General features: G+C 70.9%; 9 protein-coding genes. 7 read left to right on the top strand and 2 right to left on the bottom strand.

Features of this window, described 5'->3' with window-relative positions; translation table 11 throughout:
- Window positions 1-8: 8 nt before the first annotated feature.
- Window positions 9-1,211 (bottom strand): family 2 encapsulin nanocompartment cargo protein terpene cyclase, encoded by a 1,203-nt coding sequence (locus MOV08_RS42780; RefSeq protein ID WP_275311549.1) that lies wholly within the window; start codon window positions 1,209-1,211, stop codon window positions 9-11.
- 30 nt (window positions 1,212-1,241) lie between these two features.
- A complete protein-coding gene (locus tag MOV08_RS42775; protein WP_275311548.1) occupies window positions 1,242-2,660 on the bottom strand; it encodes a family 2B encapsulin nanocompartment shell protein in 1,419 nt (472 codons plus the stop codon).
- A gap of 581 nt (window positions 2,661-3,241) precedes the next feature.
- On the opposite strand from MOV08_RS42775, the gene MOV08_RS42770 reads away from it, so the two are divergent.
- The 7 genes from MOV08_RS42770 to MOV08_RS42740 all read left to right on the top strand — a co-directional run bounded on the left by MOV08_RS42770 (window position 3,242) and on the right by MOV08_RS42740 (window position 15,699).
- Complete coding sequence (locus MOV08_RS42770) at window positions 3,242-4,903, top strand: GMC oxidoreductase (RefSeq protein ID WP_420834266.1); 1,662 nt, start codon at window positions 3,242-3,244, stop codon at window positions 4,901-4,903.
- Between the two features lie 152 nt (window positions 4,904-5,055).
- Window positions 5,056-6,444 carry a glycosyltransferase gene (locus MOV08_RS42765; RefSeq protein ID WP_275311547.1) on the top strand — a complete coding sequence of 463 codons (1,389 nt, stop codon included), beginning with the start codon at window positions 5,056-5,058 and terminating at the stop codon, window positions 6,442-6,444.
- Window positions 6,445-6,500: 56 nt separating this feature from the next.
- Window positions 6,501-7,559: a DegT/DnrJ/EryC1/StrS family aminotransferase gene (locus tag MOV08_RS42760; protein WP_275311546.1), complete on the top strand. Its 1,059-nt coding sequence runs from the start codon at window positions 6,501-6,503 to the stop codon at window positions 7,557-7,559.
- A gap of 28 nt (window positions 7,560-7,587) precedes the next feature.
- On the top strand, window positions 7,588-8,829 hold the full coding sequence (locus MOV08_RS42755) for a cytochrome P450 (protein ID WP_078876138.1): 1,242 nt from the start codon (window positions 7,588-7,590) through the stop codon (window positions 8,827-8,829).
- Between the two features lie 88 nt (window positions 8,830-8,917).
- The gene (locus tag MOV08_RS42750; protein ID WP_039639657.1) at window positions 8,918-9,109 is read left to right on the top strand and encodes a ferredoxin; all 192 of its coding nucleotides are present in this window, start codon (window positions 8,918-8,920) and stop codon (window positions 9,107-9,109) included.
- 79 nt (window positions 9,110-9,188) lie between these two features.
- Window positions 9,189-14,414 (top strand): type I polyketide synthase, encoded by a 5,226-nt coding sequence (locus tag MOV08_RS42745; RefSeq protein ID WP_275311545.1) that lies wholly within the window; start codon window positions 9,189-9,191, stop codon window positions 14,412-14,414.
- A 160-nt stretch (window positions 14,415-14,574) separates the two neighbouring features.
- Window positions 14,575-15,699, top strand: coding sequence for a tyrosine-protein phosphatase (locus MOV08_RS42740; protein WP_275311544.1), 1,125 nt, complete (start codon window positions 14,575-14,577; stop codon window positions 15,697-15,699).
- Window positions 15,700-15,766 lie beyond the last annotated feature (67 nt).

The following is a 15,766-nucleotide window of genomic DNA, read 5'->3' as shown; positions in this document are numbered from 1 at the left end:
GGTCGGGCTCAGGCGTCGTGGTAGCGGAGGCTTCCGCTGTGCCATTCACGGTTGCCGCCGAGCCAGGCCCATACGCCCGCGAGGAAGTGGCGCAGCTGCGGCGATCCGGTGAGGACGAGGGCCGCGGCCTCCGCCTCGAAGGTGCGGACCAGCTCGTCGTGGATCTCCACGCTGCGTTCGACCGCCTCGCGCGGCGAGCACCGCTCCTCGGCGGCGATCACGCTGGGCAGGTTGAACTCCACGCCCGAGGAGTGGTCTTCCTTCGCCATCGAGTACAGGTCGTTGACGAGCGTGCTGGCCGTGGCGGCCCTCGTCACGGCGCGGCGGACCCGCGGATCGGCGTACTCGGAGGCCGCCACCGAGTAGCCGCCGACCACGTCGACCAGTGCGATGCAGGGCAGGAAGCTGTTGATCTGACGGTGCGCCAGATATTCGTGGACGGTGGGCATATGGCCGCGGGAGCGCCAGGAACCCTCCTGCCCGTACCCCACGAAGAGGACCGCGACCTCATGGCGGAGCCGGGCCACCTGGGAGGGGTCCGCGTACCTGGCCAGGTCGCGCAGCCCCGAGCGCAGGGCGACCCGGACGGGGTCGTCGGCCAGGTCCCGTTCCCATGCGGGTGCGTGGCCGGCCGGGAGGTGGGCGGGGTCGAGGGCCGCGTAGGCGGGGCCGAGGTGCGAGCCGAGGAGATCGGTCCGCGAGCCCATGGTCTCGTCGTCGCAGTAGTAGTCGTCCGTGGCCCACTCCGCCAGCGCACATTTGGCGGCGGCCAGCAGACGGTCCGGGTCGTCGCTGTCGGGGTGGGCCAGCATCATCAGGCGCCCGAAGTCGGTCGCGCGTACGCGTGCGAGGCGCCCGGCGTAGAGGCCGACCTCCTCCGCCCAGTCGACCAGCCGGTCGTTGACCTCCTGGCCGAGCGCCTGGTCGTCCCGTATCGCGGGCGGACAGTACAGCTCGGGGACGCCGGTGCCCGCTCCGCCCGTCGTGTCCGGTGCCTTGCTGGTCGCCCTCCTGGCCGCGATGCGGGCCGCGGAGGTGCCGATCCCGGTCGGTCCGGTGGGCACGGCGGTGCGCGCCTGGTGGCGGACGGTTCCCGGCAGCGTCTTCGGAGCGGGCGGGCGGATTCCCTGGCTGTGGGTGAGGAGGGTGGCCGCGAGTCGCGCCACATGGTGGCGAGCCAGGGGTGCGGCCATCCGGGACAGCTGTGACACCGGTTCTGCTCTCCGTTCGCGCCGTCTACGTCAGGACGGGGTGTGGAAGACCTCGACGTTCTCCAGGACGCCCAGCGCGTCGGGCACGAGAACGGCCGCCGAGTAGTAGGTACTGACCAGGTAGGAGATCAGGGCCTGGTCGTTGATGCCCATGAACCGCACGTTGAGGCCCGGCTCGTACTCGTCGGGGATGCCTGTCTGGCGCAGGCCGACCACCCCTTCCTCCGCCTCCCCCAGGCGCATGGCGAGGATGGCGGAGGTGCCCGCGTCCGAGACGGGGATCTTGCCGCAGGGAAGGATCGGCACGCCGCGCCAGGCGGGCACCGGGTGGCCGGCGACATCCGCGCTGTCGAACGCCAGGCCCCGCTTGTTGCATTCGCGGCCGAGGGCGGCGATGGCACGCGGGTGCGCGAAGAACGCCTTGGTCCCGCGCCGCATGCTCAGCAGTTCGTCCATGTCGTCCGGCGTGGGCGGGCCGGAGTGGGTGGAGATGCGCTGGCTGTAGTCGGCGTTGTGCAGCAGTCCGAACTCGGGGTTGTTGACCAGCTCGGACTCCTGGCGTTCGCGCAGGGCCTCGATGGTCAGTCGCAGCTGCTGCTCGATCTGGTCCATCGGGTCGTTGTAGAGGTCGGCGACCCGGGTGTGCACCCGCAGAATCGTCTGGGCCACGCTCAGCTCGTACTCGCGGGGCCGGAGTTCGTAGTCGACGAAGGTCCCCGGGATCACCGGCTCACCGGTGTGGCCCGCGGCGAGTGCGATGTTCGCCTCGCCCTTCTTGTTCTGCGGGCGCCCCTTCTCCGCCTCGCGCTGCCGGACGTGGGCCCGCAACTGGTCGTCACGGTCGGCCACTTCCTCGTACGCGGCCCGGGGCAGGGCCAGCACCGTGCACGCCGTCATCGCGCGCGCCGTGAACTCCCACTCCCCCGGCTCCTCGGCCACCGCCTGTCCGCCGAAGAAGCCGCCGTCGGACAGCACACCGCGGCGGGTCTGCTCGCCGTAGTTTCCGGTGCCGACCTTCTCCACCTTGCCGTGCACGATCAGATAGACGTGGTCGACGGCCCCGCCCTGTTCGGCGATCACCTGGCCGGGGCCGTACTGCTGCCGGCGGCAGCGGTCGGCGAGCGCCCGCAGCGTCCTGTCGTCCTCGAAACCGCGCAGCAGCGGAAGTTCCCCGAGCTCTGCCGGGACGACCCGGACCGTGCTCCCCTCCTGGACGAAGGTGACCCGGCCGTCGCCGACCTCGTACACCAGGCGTCGGTTGACCCGGTACGCGCCGCCCTTGACCTCCACCCACGGCAGCGTGCGCAGCAGCCAGCGCGAGCTGGTGCCCTGCATCTGCGGGACGGTCTTGGTGGTGGTCGCCAGGTTCCGCGCAGCGGCGATCCCGAGGCTGAGCTGTGCCCGGCCGGTCGGCTGCTCGGGCTGCTGCGGGTCCACTGCGATCGACATCCTGGTCCCTTCCATGGGGGCGCACGCATCAAGAAGGAGCCCTCGGAATCACCCGATCGGGTGACGAGAAGCTCCTGTTCCGCAAGTGAACCAGCGGGTAGTGATGTTGGTCGAAACCGCTGGCGGCGCAGAGATCCTTTTGCGCCACCCACCTACTGCGCGCCGAGCGGTCCGTTGCCGTGCAGCACGCGGGAATCCGCAGCGCAAAGTGTCCGCTATGCTGCGCTAACTCATCTTTTGATCAAGCCGATACACGCGCAAGTCGAGTGGTTCAGCGCCACGAAGCCCGCCCGGCGAGGTGGCCGATAGTGCGCGGTCGAGCGCCCGTCGACCGTGCCTGTTTCTCAGCTCCAGGAGCCGGCACGCGGGGTGCCTGCGACCTGGCGGCGCTCTGGAAGGGCGGCGCATTCTAGTCGGCCAGCGGCCGTCACATCTCTGTCATTTCCCGCAGTCTTTGGCGCTCAGGATGGTGGCGCGCGGCGGCTCGGGCTGCTGGACGGCCCGCGATTCCCCTCGGGACGGCCCCCGCGGATCAGCCCTGCGGGGACAATTCCTGTCGGCGAAGGCCAGGTACCCTCAACGTGTTCGAGAACCAGCAGAACCAGCATCTGTCACGGCGCCGTCTGCTCGGACTGGCGGCCCTCAGTGGCGCCGCCGTCGCCGGCATGACCACGATCTCCGCCGCCCCGCGTGCCACGGCCGCCGACAAGCGGGCTCCGCGCGCCGACAGCGGCTCGTTCGTCCCGGCCGTGGTGATCGGTACGGGGTACGGCGCCGCGGTGTCCGCACTGCGGCTCGGCGAGGCCGGGATGCCGACGCTCATGCTCGAAATGGGCCAGCTGTGGAACACGCCCGCGGACGACGGCAACGTCTTCTGCGGAATGCTCAAGCCCGACCGCCGCTCCAGCTGGTTCAAGTCGCGCACCGAGGCCCCGCTGGGCTCGTTCCTGTGGCTGGACGTGATCAACCGGGACATCGACCCGTACGCGGGTGTGCTGGACAAGGTGCACTTCGACCAGATGTCGGTGTACGTGGGGCGGGGCGTCGGCGGCGGCTCGCTGGTCAACGGCGGCATGGCCGTCGTCCCGAAGCGCGCGTACTTCGAGGAAGTGCTGCCGCAGGTGGACGCCGCGCAGATGTACGAGCGGTACTTCCCGCGCGCCAACGCCGCGCTGAAGGTGAACCACATCGATCCGGCCTGGTTCGAGGAGACGGAGTGGTACAAGTTCGCGCGGGTCTCGCGCGAGCAGGCCGGCAAGGCGGGCCTGAACACCACCTTCGTCCCCAACGTCTACGACTTCGACCACATGCGGCGCGAGGCGACCGGTGAGGCGCCCAAGTCCGCGCTGGCGGGCGAGGTCATCTACGGCAACAACCACGGCAAGCAGAGCCTGGACAAGACCTATCTGGCCGCCGCACTCGGCACCGGAAAGGTCACCATCGAGACCCTGCACCGGGTCACCGCGATCCGGCAGCAGGCGGACGGCAGTTACGTGCTGTCCGTGGACCAGAGCGACGCCAACGGCACGGTCATCACCCACAAGGAGATCGCCTGCCGTCACCTGTTCCTCGGCGCCGGCAGCCTCGGTTCGACCGAGCTGCTGGTGCGGGCCCGGGACACCGGCGCGCTGCCCCACCTCAACGCCGAGGTCGGGGAGGGTTGGGGCCCCAACGGCAACATCATGACCGGACGGGCCAACCACGTGTGGAATCCCACAGGTGCCCACCAGTCGTCGATCCCCGCCCTGGGGATCGACGACTGGGACAACCCCGCCGCCCCGGTCTTCGCGGAGATCGCGCCGATGCCGGCCGGTCTGGAGACCTGGGTGAGCCTCTATCTGGCGATCACCAAGAACCCCGAGCGCGGCACCTTCGTCTACGACAAGGCCACCGACCGGGCGGTGCTGCGCTGGACCCGGGAGCAGAACGCGCCCGCGGTCGAGGCCGCGAAGTCGCTGTTCGACCGGATCAACAAGGCCAACACGACGATGTACCGCTACGACCTGTTCGGGCCGCAGCTGAAGAACTTCTCCGACGACTTCTGCTACCACCCGCTCGGCGGCTGCGTCCTGGGCAAGGCCACCGACGGGTACGGCCGGGTCGCGGGCTACCGCAACCTCTACGTCACCGACGGCGCGCTCATCCCGGGGTCGATCGGGGTCAACCCGTTCGTGACCATCACGGCTTTGGCCGAGCGGAACATCGAGCGGATCATCGCGGAGGACGTCAAGACCGCGCGCTAGGGCCTGTCGTCAAACTCCCGTCGTTCGCCCGAAGGGCGGGACGGTCTACGGATTTTCCGGTGGGTGGCGTGAGATCACAGAGGGGTGCGGCCAGTCGATCCGCATGCGGGTGGGCTCGCACAACCTCCGCCAGTCATCGTGAAAGGGAATCCATGGACTCCGCCCGACGGCCGATCCTCTTCGTCAGCCTTCCGGAGAGTGGGCTGGCCAATCCGCTGCTCGTGCTCGCCGAGGAACTCTCCCGCCGGAACGTACCGGACCTGTGGTTCGCCACCGACGAGCCGCGACGCGAGGACGTGAAGGGGATTTCGGCGGGCTCCCCGGTGGAATTCGCCTCGCTGGGGGAGGTCGTCAGCGAGCTGTCGGCGGTGACGTGGGGCGACGAGGTCTACCGGGAAATCACGCAGTCGTCGCGGTTCAAGGCGCATCGGGCGGTGATCCGGCAGTCGTTCGTGCCGGCGGCGCAGGACGCGAAGTTCCGGAGGCTCGCGGCGATCGTCGACGAGGTCAAGCCGGCGTTGATGGTCATCGACTGCATCAGTGGCTTCGGCATCGAGTTGGCCATCGCCCGGCGGATTCCGTTCGTGCTGAGCGTGCCCTTCGCACCCAGCAACGTGCTGACGGCGTTCACTCCGTTCGGAAAGGGGTACACGCCGTGGGGCTTTCCCGTTCCGCACACCGGTCTGCCGCGTCGCATGACACTGGCCCAGCAGCTCAGGAACCAGTTGTTCAAGTGGCGGACCCTGGCGATGTTCCTCTCGCCGCAGATGGGCAAGGTGCTGGCGCAGGACGCCCAGCGGCGCAAGGAACACGGTCTGCCGTCGATCAGCCCGATGGCGCGGATCGAGAGCGCCGAGCTGGTGCTGTGCAATTCGATCGCCGAGCTGGACTATCCCGTTCGGGTGCCGCGGAAGATGCGGCTGGTCGGGACGATGGTGCCGCCGCTGCCGGAGGCTCCGGACGACGAGGAGCTGTCGGGCTGGTTGGACGCACAGTCGTCGGTGGTCTATGCGGGATTCGGAACGATCACCCGGCTGACGCGGGATCAGGTCAGTTCGATGGTGGAGGTGGCCCGGCGCCTCGACGGACGGCATCAGGTGTTGTGGAAGCTGCCGTCGGCACAGCAGCACCTGCTGCCGCCGAAGGAGACCCTGCCGGGGAATCTGCGGATCGAAAGCTGGGTGCCGTCTCAACTGGACGTGCTCGCGCACCCCAACGTGAAGGTGTTCTTCACGCATGCCGGCGGCAATGGCTACAACGAGGGCATGTACTTCGGGAAGCCGCTGGTGGTCCGGCCCTTGTGGGTCGACTGCTACGACCAGGCGGTGCGCGGCCAGGACTTCGGGATCAGCCTGACCCTCGACCGCCCGCGAGGCATGGACGTCAACGACGTGGTCGACAAGTTGACCCGCGTACTGGAGACCCCCTCCTTCCGCCGGAAGGCGGAGCGGCTCGGTGCGCTGCAGCGGGCGGCGGGCGGTCGGACGGCCGCCGCCGATCTGATCCTCGGGCTGCCGGCCCTGGCCGAGACATCGCGGTGAATGCGCCCGTGGGCGCGTATCGGACGTGTGGAAGTACGAGGAGGATGAGGTAGCGGATGTCGTTCAAATACCCTGTGTCCCGGCCCGCGTTGACCGGGCGGGAGCTAGAGTACCTGACCGCCACGGTCGAGGACGGGTGGATATCGTCGCAGGGGCCCATGGTCCGGCGTTTCGAGCGGGCCTTCGCCGATTACAACGCGTCCGCGCACGGCGTGGCCTGTTCGTCCGGGACGACCGCACTGACCTTGGCGCTTCGTGCCCTGGGGGTCGGACCGGGCGATGAGGTGATCGTCCCGGAGTTCACGATGGTGGCCTCCGCGTGGGCGGTGACGTACACCGGTGCGACGCCGGTCTTCGTCGACTGCGGGGACGACCTCAACATCGACGTCTCCCGCATCGAGGAGAAGATCACGTCGCGGACGAAGGTCGTCATGCCCGTCCACATCTACGGGCGGCGCTGCGACATGGACGCCATCATGGACCTCGCGTTCCAGTACAACCTGAAGGTCGTGGAGGACAGTGCCGAGGCGCACGGCGTCCGGCCGACCGGGGACATCGCCTGCTACTCGCTGTTCGCCAACAAGATCATCACGTCGGGCGAGGGGGGCATCTGCCTCACCGACGATCCCAAACTGGCGGACCAGATGGCGCATTTGCGGGCCATGGCCTTCACCAAGGACCACAGCTTCCTGCACAAGAAGGTGGCCTACAACTTCCGGATGACGGCCATGCAGGCCGCCGTCGCGCTGGCGCAGACCGAGCGGCTCGACGACATCCTCGAAATCCGGCGTGGCATCGAGCGGCGCTACGACGAGGGGCTGGCCGATGTCCCCGGGATCACGCTGATGCCACCGCGGGACGTGCTGTGGATGTACGACCTGCGGGCCGAACGCCGCGAGGAGCTGCGGGAGTTCCTCGCCGGTGAGTCGATCGAAACCCGGCTGTTCTTCAAGCCGATGAGCCGGCAGCCCATGTACTTCCATCCGGACTGGCCCTCGCTCAAGGCGAACGCCTTCGCCGAGGACGGGCTGTACCTGCCCACGCACACCGAACTCACGCCCGCGGAACAGGACTTCGTGATCGACCGGATCCGTGCGTTCTACGGCGCCAGCTGACGGACCGTTCGAGAGGGGATACCCACCCATGAAGCACACAGGCCCGGCCGTGCCGCGAACCTGCCCGGTCTCGGCCCAGGCAGCTCCGGCCGGCGACGTGACGGATCCGGCGGTGGTCGACTTTCCGCTGCGCCAGCCCGGCGTGCCGTTCCCACCGCCCGACTACGCCGACTACCGCAACCGGCCGGGGCTGGTCCTCACGCACCTGCCCGACGGCAAGCGGGTGTGGCTGGTCACCCGCCACGAGGACGTCCGCGCCGTACTGACCAACCCCAAGATCAGCTCCAACCCCGAGCACGAGGGATTCCCCAACGTCGGGGAGACCGCGGGAGTGCCCAAGCAGGATCAGATCCCGGGCTGGTTCGTGGGGATGGACTCCCCCGAGCACGATCGGTTCCGCAAGGCCCTGATCCCGGAGTTCACCGTACGGCGGGTACGCGCGATGCGGCCGGCGATCGAACGCACGGTGGAGGCGCGTCTGGACGAGATGCTGGCCGCGGGCAACACCGCGGACCTCGTTGCCGACTACGCGCTGCCCATCCCCTCCCTGGTGATCTCCGCACTGCTCGGAGTACCGCCCACGGACCGCGACTTCTTCGAGTCCAGGACCCGCGTGCTGGTCTCCCTCCGCGGCTCCACCGAAGAGCAGCGCATGACGGCCGGCAAGGAACTGCTGCGCTACATCAGCCGACTGATCTCCATCAAGGAGAAGTGGCCCGGCGACGACCTGGTGAGCCGTCTGCTGGCCAACGGCGCGATCGCCCCCCACGAGCTGTCGGGTGTGCTGATGCTGCTGCTCATCGCCGGCCACGAGACCACCGCCAACAACATCGCGCTCGGCGTGGTCACGCTGCTGACACACCCCCAGTGGATCCATGACGACCGGGCCGTGGAGGAGACACTGCGCTTCCACTCCGTCGCCGACTTGGTGTCCCTGCGGGTGGCGGTCGAGGACGTGGAGATCGCCGGTCAGCTCGTCAAGGCGGGCGAGGGCATCGTGCCGCTGGTCGCTGCGGCCAACCACGACGAGAGCGTCTTCGAATGCCCCCACCAGTTCGACCCCTCCCGGTCCGCACGCAGCCACGTGGCCTTCGGCTACGGCGTGCACCAGTGCCTGGGGCAGAACCTGGTGCGGGTCGAGATGGAGGTCGCCTACCGGAAGCTCTTCGAGCGTATCCCCAACCTCCAACTCGACGTTCCGGTGGACGGGTTGGGCATCAAGTACGACAGCGTGCTCTACGGGCTGCACGAGCTTCCGGTCCGCTGGTAGCCGCCGGGCCCCGCCGCCCGCCGGCGCGTGCCACCCGATCACCGGGCGGCCCACGTTCACCGCAGGAGAGACCAGGAGAGATATCGACATGCGAATCACCGTTGCCCGCGACCGCTGTGTGGGGGCGGGCCAGTGCGTGCTCAACGCGCCCGCGCTCTTCGACCAGGACGATGACGGACTCGTCACCCTCCTCGCCGATCCCGGCGCCGACCAGGAGTCCGCGGCCCGACTGGCGAGTGGCCTGTGCCCGTCCCGCGCGATCACCGTGCACGAGGGTTGAGGCCGGCCCCGGGCAGCAGCCCGGGGCCGGCCCCGACGTTGTCCCCAACTTTGACGAGAGTGCTTGAGATCCGGGAGTGATGGTGCCCGTCCACGCAGATGATTACGTGATCCAGCCGCCCGCCGACACGGCGGAGCTACTGGGCGGCTACACGCTGCCCGAGGTCTTCGAGGCCGCCGTGGGATCCGCTCCCGACTCCCCGGCCTTGGTCGACGGGGACCGCTCGTGGACCTGGGCGCAGTGGCGGGCGGACGTCGACGCGCTGGCCCGCGGCCTACAGGAGTCCGGGGTCTCGCCCGGCGAGGTCGTCGCGGTACAACTCCCGAACTGCTGGGAGCTGCAGACGCTGCATCTGGCCGTCGCGGCCGTCGGTGCGGTGCTGCTGCCCGTCCACCAGGGCACGACGGTCCCGGAGCTCCAGGCGCTGCTGGCCCGGGCGGAACCCGTCCTGCTCGTCCTGTCGGCCGCCGGGAGCGGGGGTGCGACGACGACGCGTTCGCTCGGGGAGGGCGTCCCGTCACTGCGCGGTGTGCTGCTGACCGGCGCGTCGGAGGCGGAGTGCCAGGCAGCGGGTGCCGGGTCGCTGGACGGGCTGCTGGCGGCCTGGGCGGGCGACCGGCCCCGGCCGGTGGACGTCACCCCCGACCTGCCGCTCGTCCTGATCCCCTCGTCCGGCACGGTCTCCGCGCGGCCCAAGCTCTGTGTGCACAGCCACGACGGTCTGCTGTCGAACACCGCAGCCGTCGTCGCCGAGGACGCCGACGCCTTTTCCGGTACGGTCCTCACGGCCTGCCCGATGACCCATCTGTTCGGTCTCCAGGCCGTGCACGCGGCGCTGCTCGCCACCTGCGGACAGGTGCTGCTCACCCGGTGGGACGTGGAGCGCTTCCTGGAGCTGGCACGGGAGCACGCGCCCCGCGTCGTCTTCGCCGTGCCCGCGCAACTGCAGGATGTCCTCGCGCGGCTCGCCAGGGCGGACGGGCCGACGGGCTTCGCGCCGCACCAGGTGCGTACGGCGGGGGCCGCCCTCGCGCCCGCGCTCGCCGCCCGGGTACGCGCCGTCCTCGACTGCGAACTGGTCGTGGTATGGGGCATGTCCGAGATCGGCACCGGCTCCCGTACCCGGGCCCAGGACCCCGACGGCAGCGTGGGCCGGCCGATCCCCGGCGTGGACCTCCGGGTCGTCGACGAGCACGGCGAGGTGTGCGCGGCGGGCGAGACGGGTGAACTCCACTACCGGGGGCCCGGACTGTTCCGCGGCTATTTCCGCGAGCCGGAACTGACCCGCTCGGCCCTCACCGAGGACGGCTGGCTGCGCACCGGCGATCTCGCGGCCGTCGGCGCGGACGGAGTGGTGGTACTCCACGGCCGGGCGGCCGACCTGATCAACAGCGGCGGCCGGAAGTTCAGCGCCGGCGAGGTCGAGGGACTGCTCGCGGGTCTCGCGGGACTGGGCCCGCTGGCCGTGGCCGGCGCACCGGACGACCGGCTCGGGGAGTTCCCGTGCCTGGTCGTGACCGACCGCGCGGACCGCACGATCGGCCTGAGCGAAGTGACCGCGTTCCTGCACCGGCTGGGCCTCGCCGACCACAAGATCCCCCTCGAACTGGTCTCCGTGCCCGAGCTTCCCCTCTCCCCCGCCGGGAAGCTCGACCGTCGGGCGCTCGACCGGCTGCTCGCCGGCCTCGGGACGGTGTCCGTGCCGGCTCGGCTCGGCGCGCTCCCGCCGTACACGGTCGAGGAGGCGCTGGAACTCGTACGCGACTGCGTCGGTCGGTTGCTCGGGAGCGACGGCGTGTCCGTCTCCTTCTCCCCGGAGGCCGACTTCCGTCAGCTCGGCCTCGATTCCATCCGCGCGATGCGGCTGCGGAATCTGCTGCGGGAGGAGACCGGGCTGCCGCTCCCGACCACGTTGGCTTTCGACTTCCCCACCCCGCGGGCCGTCGCGCGCCTCCTGGCCGAGCAGGAGCAGGCATCCCCGGAGGAGCCGTTGCGGACCCCGGCGGACGACGCCGATCCGGTGGCCATCATCGGCATGGCCTGCCGGCTGCCGGGCGGGGCCGGCTCCCCCGAGGCCCTGTGGGAGCTGCTCGCCGAGGGGACCGACGCCATGTCCCCCTTCCCCGAGGACCGCGGCTGGGACCTGGACCGGCTCTTCGACGACGATCCCGACCGGCCGGGTACCTGCTACGCCCGCGAAGGCGGATTCCTGCACGACGCGGGCGACTTCGACGCCGGCTTCTTCGGCCTGTCCGACCGGGAGGCGGCGGCGATCGATCCGCAGCAGCGCCTGCTGCTGGAGACTGCCTGGGAGACCGTCGAGCGTGCCGGTATCGCCCCGGAGTCACTGCGGGGAAGCCGTACGGGCGTGTTCGCGGGCGCGATGGACCGCGGCTACGGTGCCATCGCGTCCGCCACGCCCAGCCCATGGGAGAGCATGCTCACCACCGGGGCCGCCGGTAGCGCGATCTCGGGGCGCATCGCCTACACCTACGGGTTCGAAGGCCCCGCGATAACGGTCGACACCGCCTCGTCGTCCTCCCTCGTCGCCCTGCACCTGGCCTGCCGGTCCCTGCGGTCGGGCGAGACCGACCTGGCGCTGGCCGGCGGCGTCACCGTCATGGCGACCCCGACGCCCTTCGCGCACTTCGCCCGGCTGCGCGCGCTCTCCCCCGACTCCCGCTCCAAGGCGTACGCCGACGCCGCGAACGGGTCCGCGTGGTCGGAGGGCGCGGGGTTGCTGCTGCTGGAGCGGCTGAGCGACGCCCGGCGCAACGGACACCGTGTCCTGGCGCTCGTACGGGGCTCGGCCGTGAATCAGGACGGCGCCTCCAACGGGCTCACCGCCCCGAGCGGGCCCGCGCAGCAGCGCGTCATCCGTCAGGCCCTGGCCGACGCCGGACTGACACCGCAGGACGTGGACGCCCTGGAAGGGCACGGCACCGGCACTCCTCTAGGCGACCCCATCGAGGCCCAGGCCCTGCTGGCCACGTACGGCCAACAGCGGCCCGGGGACCGGCCGTTGTGGCTGGGGTCGGTGAAGTCGAACGTCGGGCACACGCAGGCCGCCGCCGGAGTCGTCGGGGTCATCAAGACCGTGCTCGCGCTGGACCACGGCGTCCTGCCACGGACGCTGCACGTGGACACCCCCTCGGCCAAGGTGGACTGGTCCGCCGGTTCGGTGCGGCTGCTGACCGAGGCCCGGCCCTGGCCGCGGGAGAGCGGACGCACGCGCCGGGCGGGGGTGTCCTCGTTCGGGCTCACCGGGACCAATGCGCACGTGATCCTGGAGGAGGCACCGGGGGAGATCGCGCAGGAGGCACGGGGTGCGTCGGGGCCGACGCGGGTCCCGGAGCCGGCCGACGACCCGGCCGTGCCCTGGGTGCTGTCCGCCCGGAGCCGGGTGGCGCTGCGCACACAGGCGCGGCGCCTGGCCGAGCACATGGCGGCCCACCCGGAGCTGCGTGCCCAGGATGTCGCCCACGCCCTGACCACCACCCGCAGCCTGCACCGGCACCGGGCCGTCGTCACCGGTTCCGACCGGGACCAACTGCTCGCTGCGACAGCGGAATTCGGGCGTGGTGAGCGCGCCGCCGGCGTCGTCCCGCACGATGCCGCACCGGGCGGGCTGGCCTTCGCCTTCCCCGGGCAGGGCAACCAGCGCCCCGGCATGGGACGGGCGGCGGCCGCGGCGTTCCCCGCCTTCGGGCAGGCGCTGCGCGAGGTGTGCGACACCATGGATCCCCTGCTGGCGCGGCCACTGACCTCGGTGATGTGGGCGGCTCCCGACTCCGACGAGGCGGCCCTTCTCGACGACATCACCTACACCACGCCCGCGCTCTTCGCCATCCAGGTGGCCCTGTACCGGCTGTTCGAGTCCTGGGGTGTGGTCCCCGCTCACCTGGTGGGTCACTCGGCCGGCGAGATCTCCGCCGCCCATGTCGCCGGTGTGCTCTCCCTTCAGGACGCGTGCGCCCTGGTGGCGGCCCGCGGCAGGCTCATGGGCACGCTGCCGTCCGGTGGTGCGACGGTGGCGATACGCATCACGGAGGACGAAGTGCTGCCGTGGCTGGCGGAGTCGCGGGACCGGGTATCGATCGCCGCCGTCAACGGGCCGAACTCCGTGGTGCTCTCGGGCGCCGAGGCCCCGCTCGTGGCGCTCACCGACCGGCTCCGCGCCGCAGGTCACAAGACCCGGCGGATCGGGGTGCCCGTCGCGGCCCATTCACCGCTGATGGATCCGATGCTGGAGGAGTTCCGCGCGGTCGCCCGCGCGCTGTCCTATGCCGCGCCCACCGTGCCGCTCGTCTCCACCGTCACCGGCCGCCCCTTGACCGACGAGGAGGCACAGGACCCGGACCACTGGGTGCGGCACGTGCGGCAGTCCGTACGTTTCAAGGACGCGATCGACCGGCTCCGGGACGAGCGCGTCACCGGGTTCCTGGAGCTGGGTGTCGACCCGGTGCTCACGCCGATGATCGACGAGTGCATGGAGTCGGCCGCCCCGCAGCCCGGGACCGCCGTGATGCCGAGTCTGCAGGCCGCGGTGCCGGATCGGCCTGCCCTGCTCACCGCGGTCGCCCGGGTGCACGCCCATGGCGTCCCCGTCGACTGGGACGCGGTGCTGCCCGGGGCCCGGCCCGCGCCGCTGCCGACGTACGCGTTCCAGCGGCGGCGGTTCTGGCTGGCGCCGACTCCGGGGGGAACGGCGGGCCCGTCCGCCGACTGGGGCGTCGCGGATGCCACCGGCTTCGGGGGTGCCCCGGTCGGCGCGGACGGGGCGGCCGCCGGTGAGGAACCGCCGGGGCTGGACGCCCGCCTTTCCGGCCTCGACGAGGCCGAGCAGAACGCACTCGTACTGGCCCTGGTCCTCGACGAGACCTCGGCCGTGCTCGGCGGCCAGGAGACGCGCGGCGAGGAGGGCAGCCGTACCTTCAAGGAGATGGGCATCAACTCGGTGAACGCGGTCGAGCTGCGCAACCGCCTCATCGCGGCCACGGACCTGCGGCTGCCCGCCACCCTCGTGTACGACTTCCCCACCCCGAAAGCGGTGGTCCGACTCGTACGTGAGCGCAGCACGGCGCGGCCCGCCCCCCTGCGCGATGTGGAGTCGGTCGTGGCCGAGTTGGAGGCCCTGCTCACCACCGGCGCGGAGGTCTCGGAGGAGACGGTGGCGCGGTTGAAGGCGGTGGCGGCCGCGACGACGGGGACCGGCGAGGGTACGGGCGCCGGTCGCGACGGGGCACTGGACCTGACATCGGCCAGCGACGAGGAGCTCTTCCAGCTGATGGACGCGGAGAGTTGACGGCCGGGTCGGGTGGGTGCGGGTCCGCTCCGGAGATCCCGCACCCGCCCGTCGGCTGAATCCGGCATCCACGGCGTGCGCCGGCCCCCTGCCAACGGGGGCCGGCGCACTGTGCTGAAACTAGAAAATTCCGCATCATTTCAGGCCGTAAGTTCCTGTCATGGACTCCAATTCCTCGGCGGCGGTGCAAGCCGCCCGCCACATCGCCTTATCGTTCGTGGCCGCCGTGTCGGCGGTGGGACTCACCGCCCCTCTCGCCGCGGCCCAGCCCCGCACCGCGCCCGCCGGAGCGCCGGCCCGGCACGCGCCGCAGGCATCGGTTGCCGCACACGGCATTCCGTTCACCGACGCCAAGGTCACCCAGCAGACGGACGGCTCGTTCACCGTGGCCTGGAAGGCGCCCGCGGTCGGTTCGGTCACCGTCTACGTCGGCGACAGAGCCGTGGCCCATGGCGGGCCCGAGGCCAGCGTCACCGTACGCGGACTGCCCGCCGCCGACCGGCAGTGGTTCCGCCTCGTTCCCGACCAGGGAGACCCGCTCACCCTCGCCGACCGCTCACTGCACCTTGAGAGTGCGCCCAACTTCCGCGACGCGGGCGGCTACCGCACCACCGACGGCCGGTGGGTGAAGATGGGTGTGCTGTACCGCTCCAACGGCCTGCACGGCCTCTCCGACGCCGACCTGGCCAAGCTCCAGCGTCTGGGCATCCGTACGGACGTCGACCTGCGCATGCCGGGCGAGCGCGCCGAGGGCCCGGACCGCGTACCCGCGGGCGCGCGCTACATCGCCGCCGATGTCCTGGGCGAGGACCTCAAGGGTGACCTGCCCCCGACAGCCGCGGCATCCGAGCGGATGATGACCGACACCTACCGGTGGCTCGTCTCCAAACCCTCCGCGCTCGACGCCTACCGATCGCTGTTCCTTCTCGCCGGCTCCTCCGGCTTCTCCCCGCTGGTCTACCACTGCGAGGGCGGCAAGGACCGTACGGGCTGGGGCAACGCCGCCCTGCTCACGGCCCTGGGTGTGGACCGCGACACGGTCATGCGGGACTACCTGGCCACCAACGACTACCTCGCGGAGCGGAACGCCGCCACCCTCGCCGAGCAGACCCCGGAGATGGCCGCCCGCCTCAAGCCGGTCCTGGACGCCAGGGCCACGTACCTGAACACGGCCTTCGACGAGGTCACGGCCCGCTTCGGCTCCTTCGACGCGTATCTGCGCGACGGGCTGGGCCTGAACAAGCAGGATCTGGAGCGGCTGCGGGAGACACTGCTCGTCGACTGACCGGCCGGCTGTCGCCCGGCCGTCCGGCCCACAGCCCGAGAGTCCCGCACGGACTGCACAACACGAC

It is taken from the genome of Streptomyces yunnanensis (genome assembly GCF_029011865.1).
Classification (GTDB): Bacteria; Actinomycetota; Actinomycetes; order Streptomycetales; family Streptomycetaceae; genus Streptomyces; species Streptomyces yunnanensis.
The sequence above is the reverse complement of the archived record's forward strand: the minus strand, read 5'-3'. Positions and strand labels throughout refer to the sequence as shown.

Bases quoted from the DNA above. Each gene is read 5' to 3' on its own strand.
- MOV08_RS42775 (WP_275311548.1), bottom strand. From the start codon at position 2,660: ATGTCGATCGCAGTGGACCCGCAGCAGCCCGAGCAGCCGACCGGCCGG.
- MOV08_RS42765 (WP_275311547.1), top strand. From the start codon at position 5,056: ATGGACTCCGCCCGACGGCCGATCCTCTTCGTCAGCCTTCCGGAGAGT.
- MOV08_RS42760 (WP_275311546.1), top strand. From the start codon at position 6,501: ATGTCGTTCAAATACCCTGTGTCCCGGCCCGCGTTGACCGGGCGGGAG.
- MOV08_RS42755 (WP_078876138.1), top strand. From the start codon at position 7,588: ATGAAGCACACAGGCCCGGCCGTGCCGCGAACCTGCCCGGTCTCGGCC.
- MOV08_RS42750 (WP_039639657.1), top strand. From the start codon at position 8,918: ATGCGAATCACCGTTGCCCGCGACCGCTGTGTGGGGGCGGGCCAGTGC.
- MOV08_RS42745 (WP_275311545.1), top strand. From the start codon at position 9,189: ATGGTGCCCGTCCACGCAGATGATTACGTGATCCAGCCGCCCGCCGAC.
- MOV08_RS42740 (WP_275311544.1), top strand. From the start codon at position 14,575: ATGGACTCCAATTCCTCGGCGGCGGTGCAAGCCGCCCGCCACATCGCC.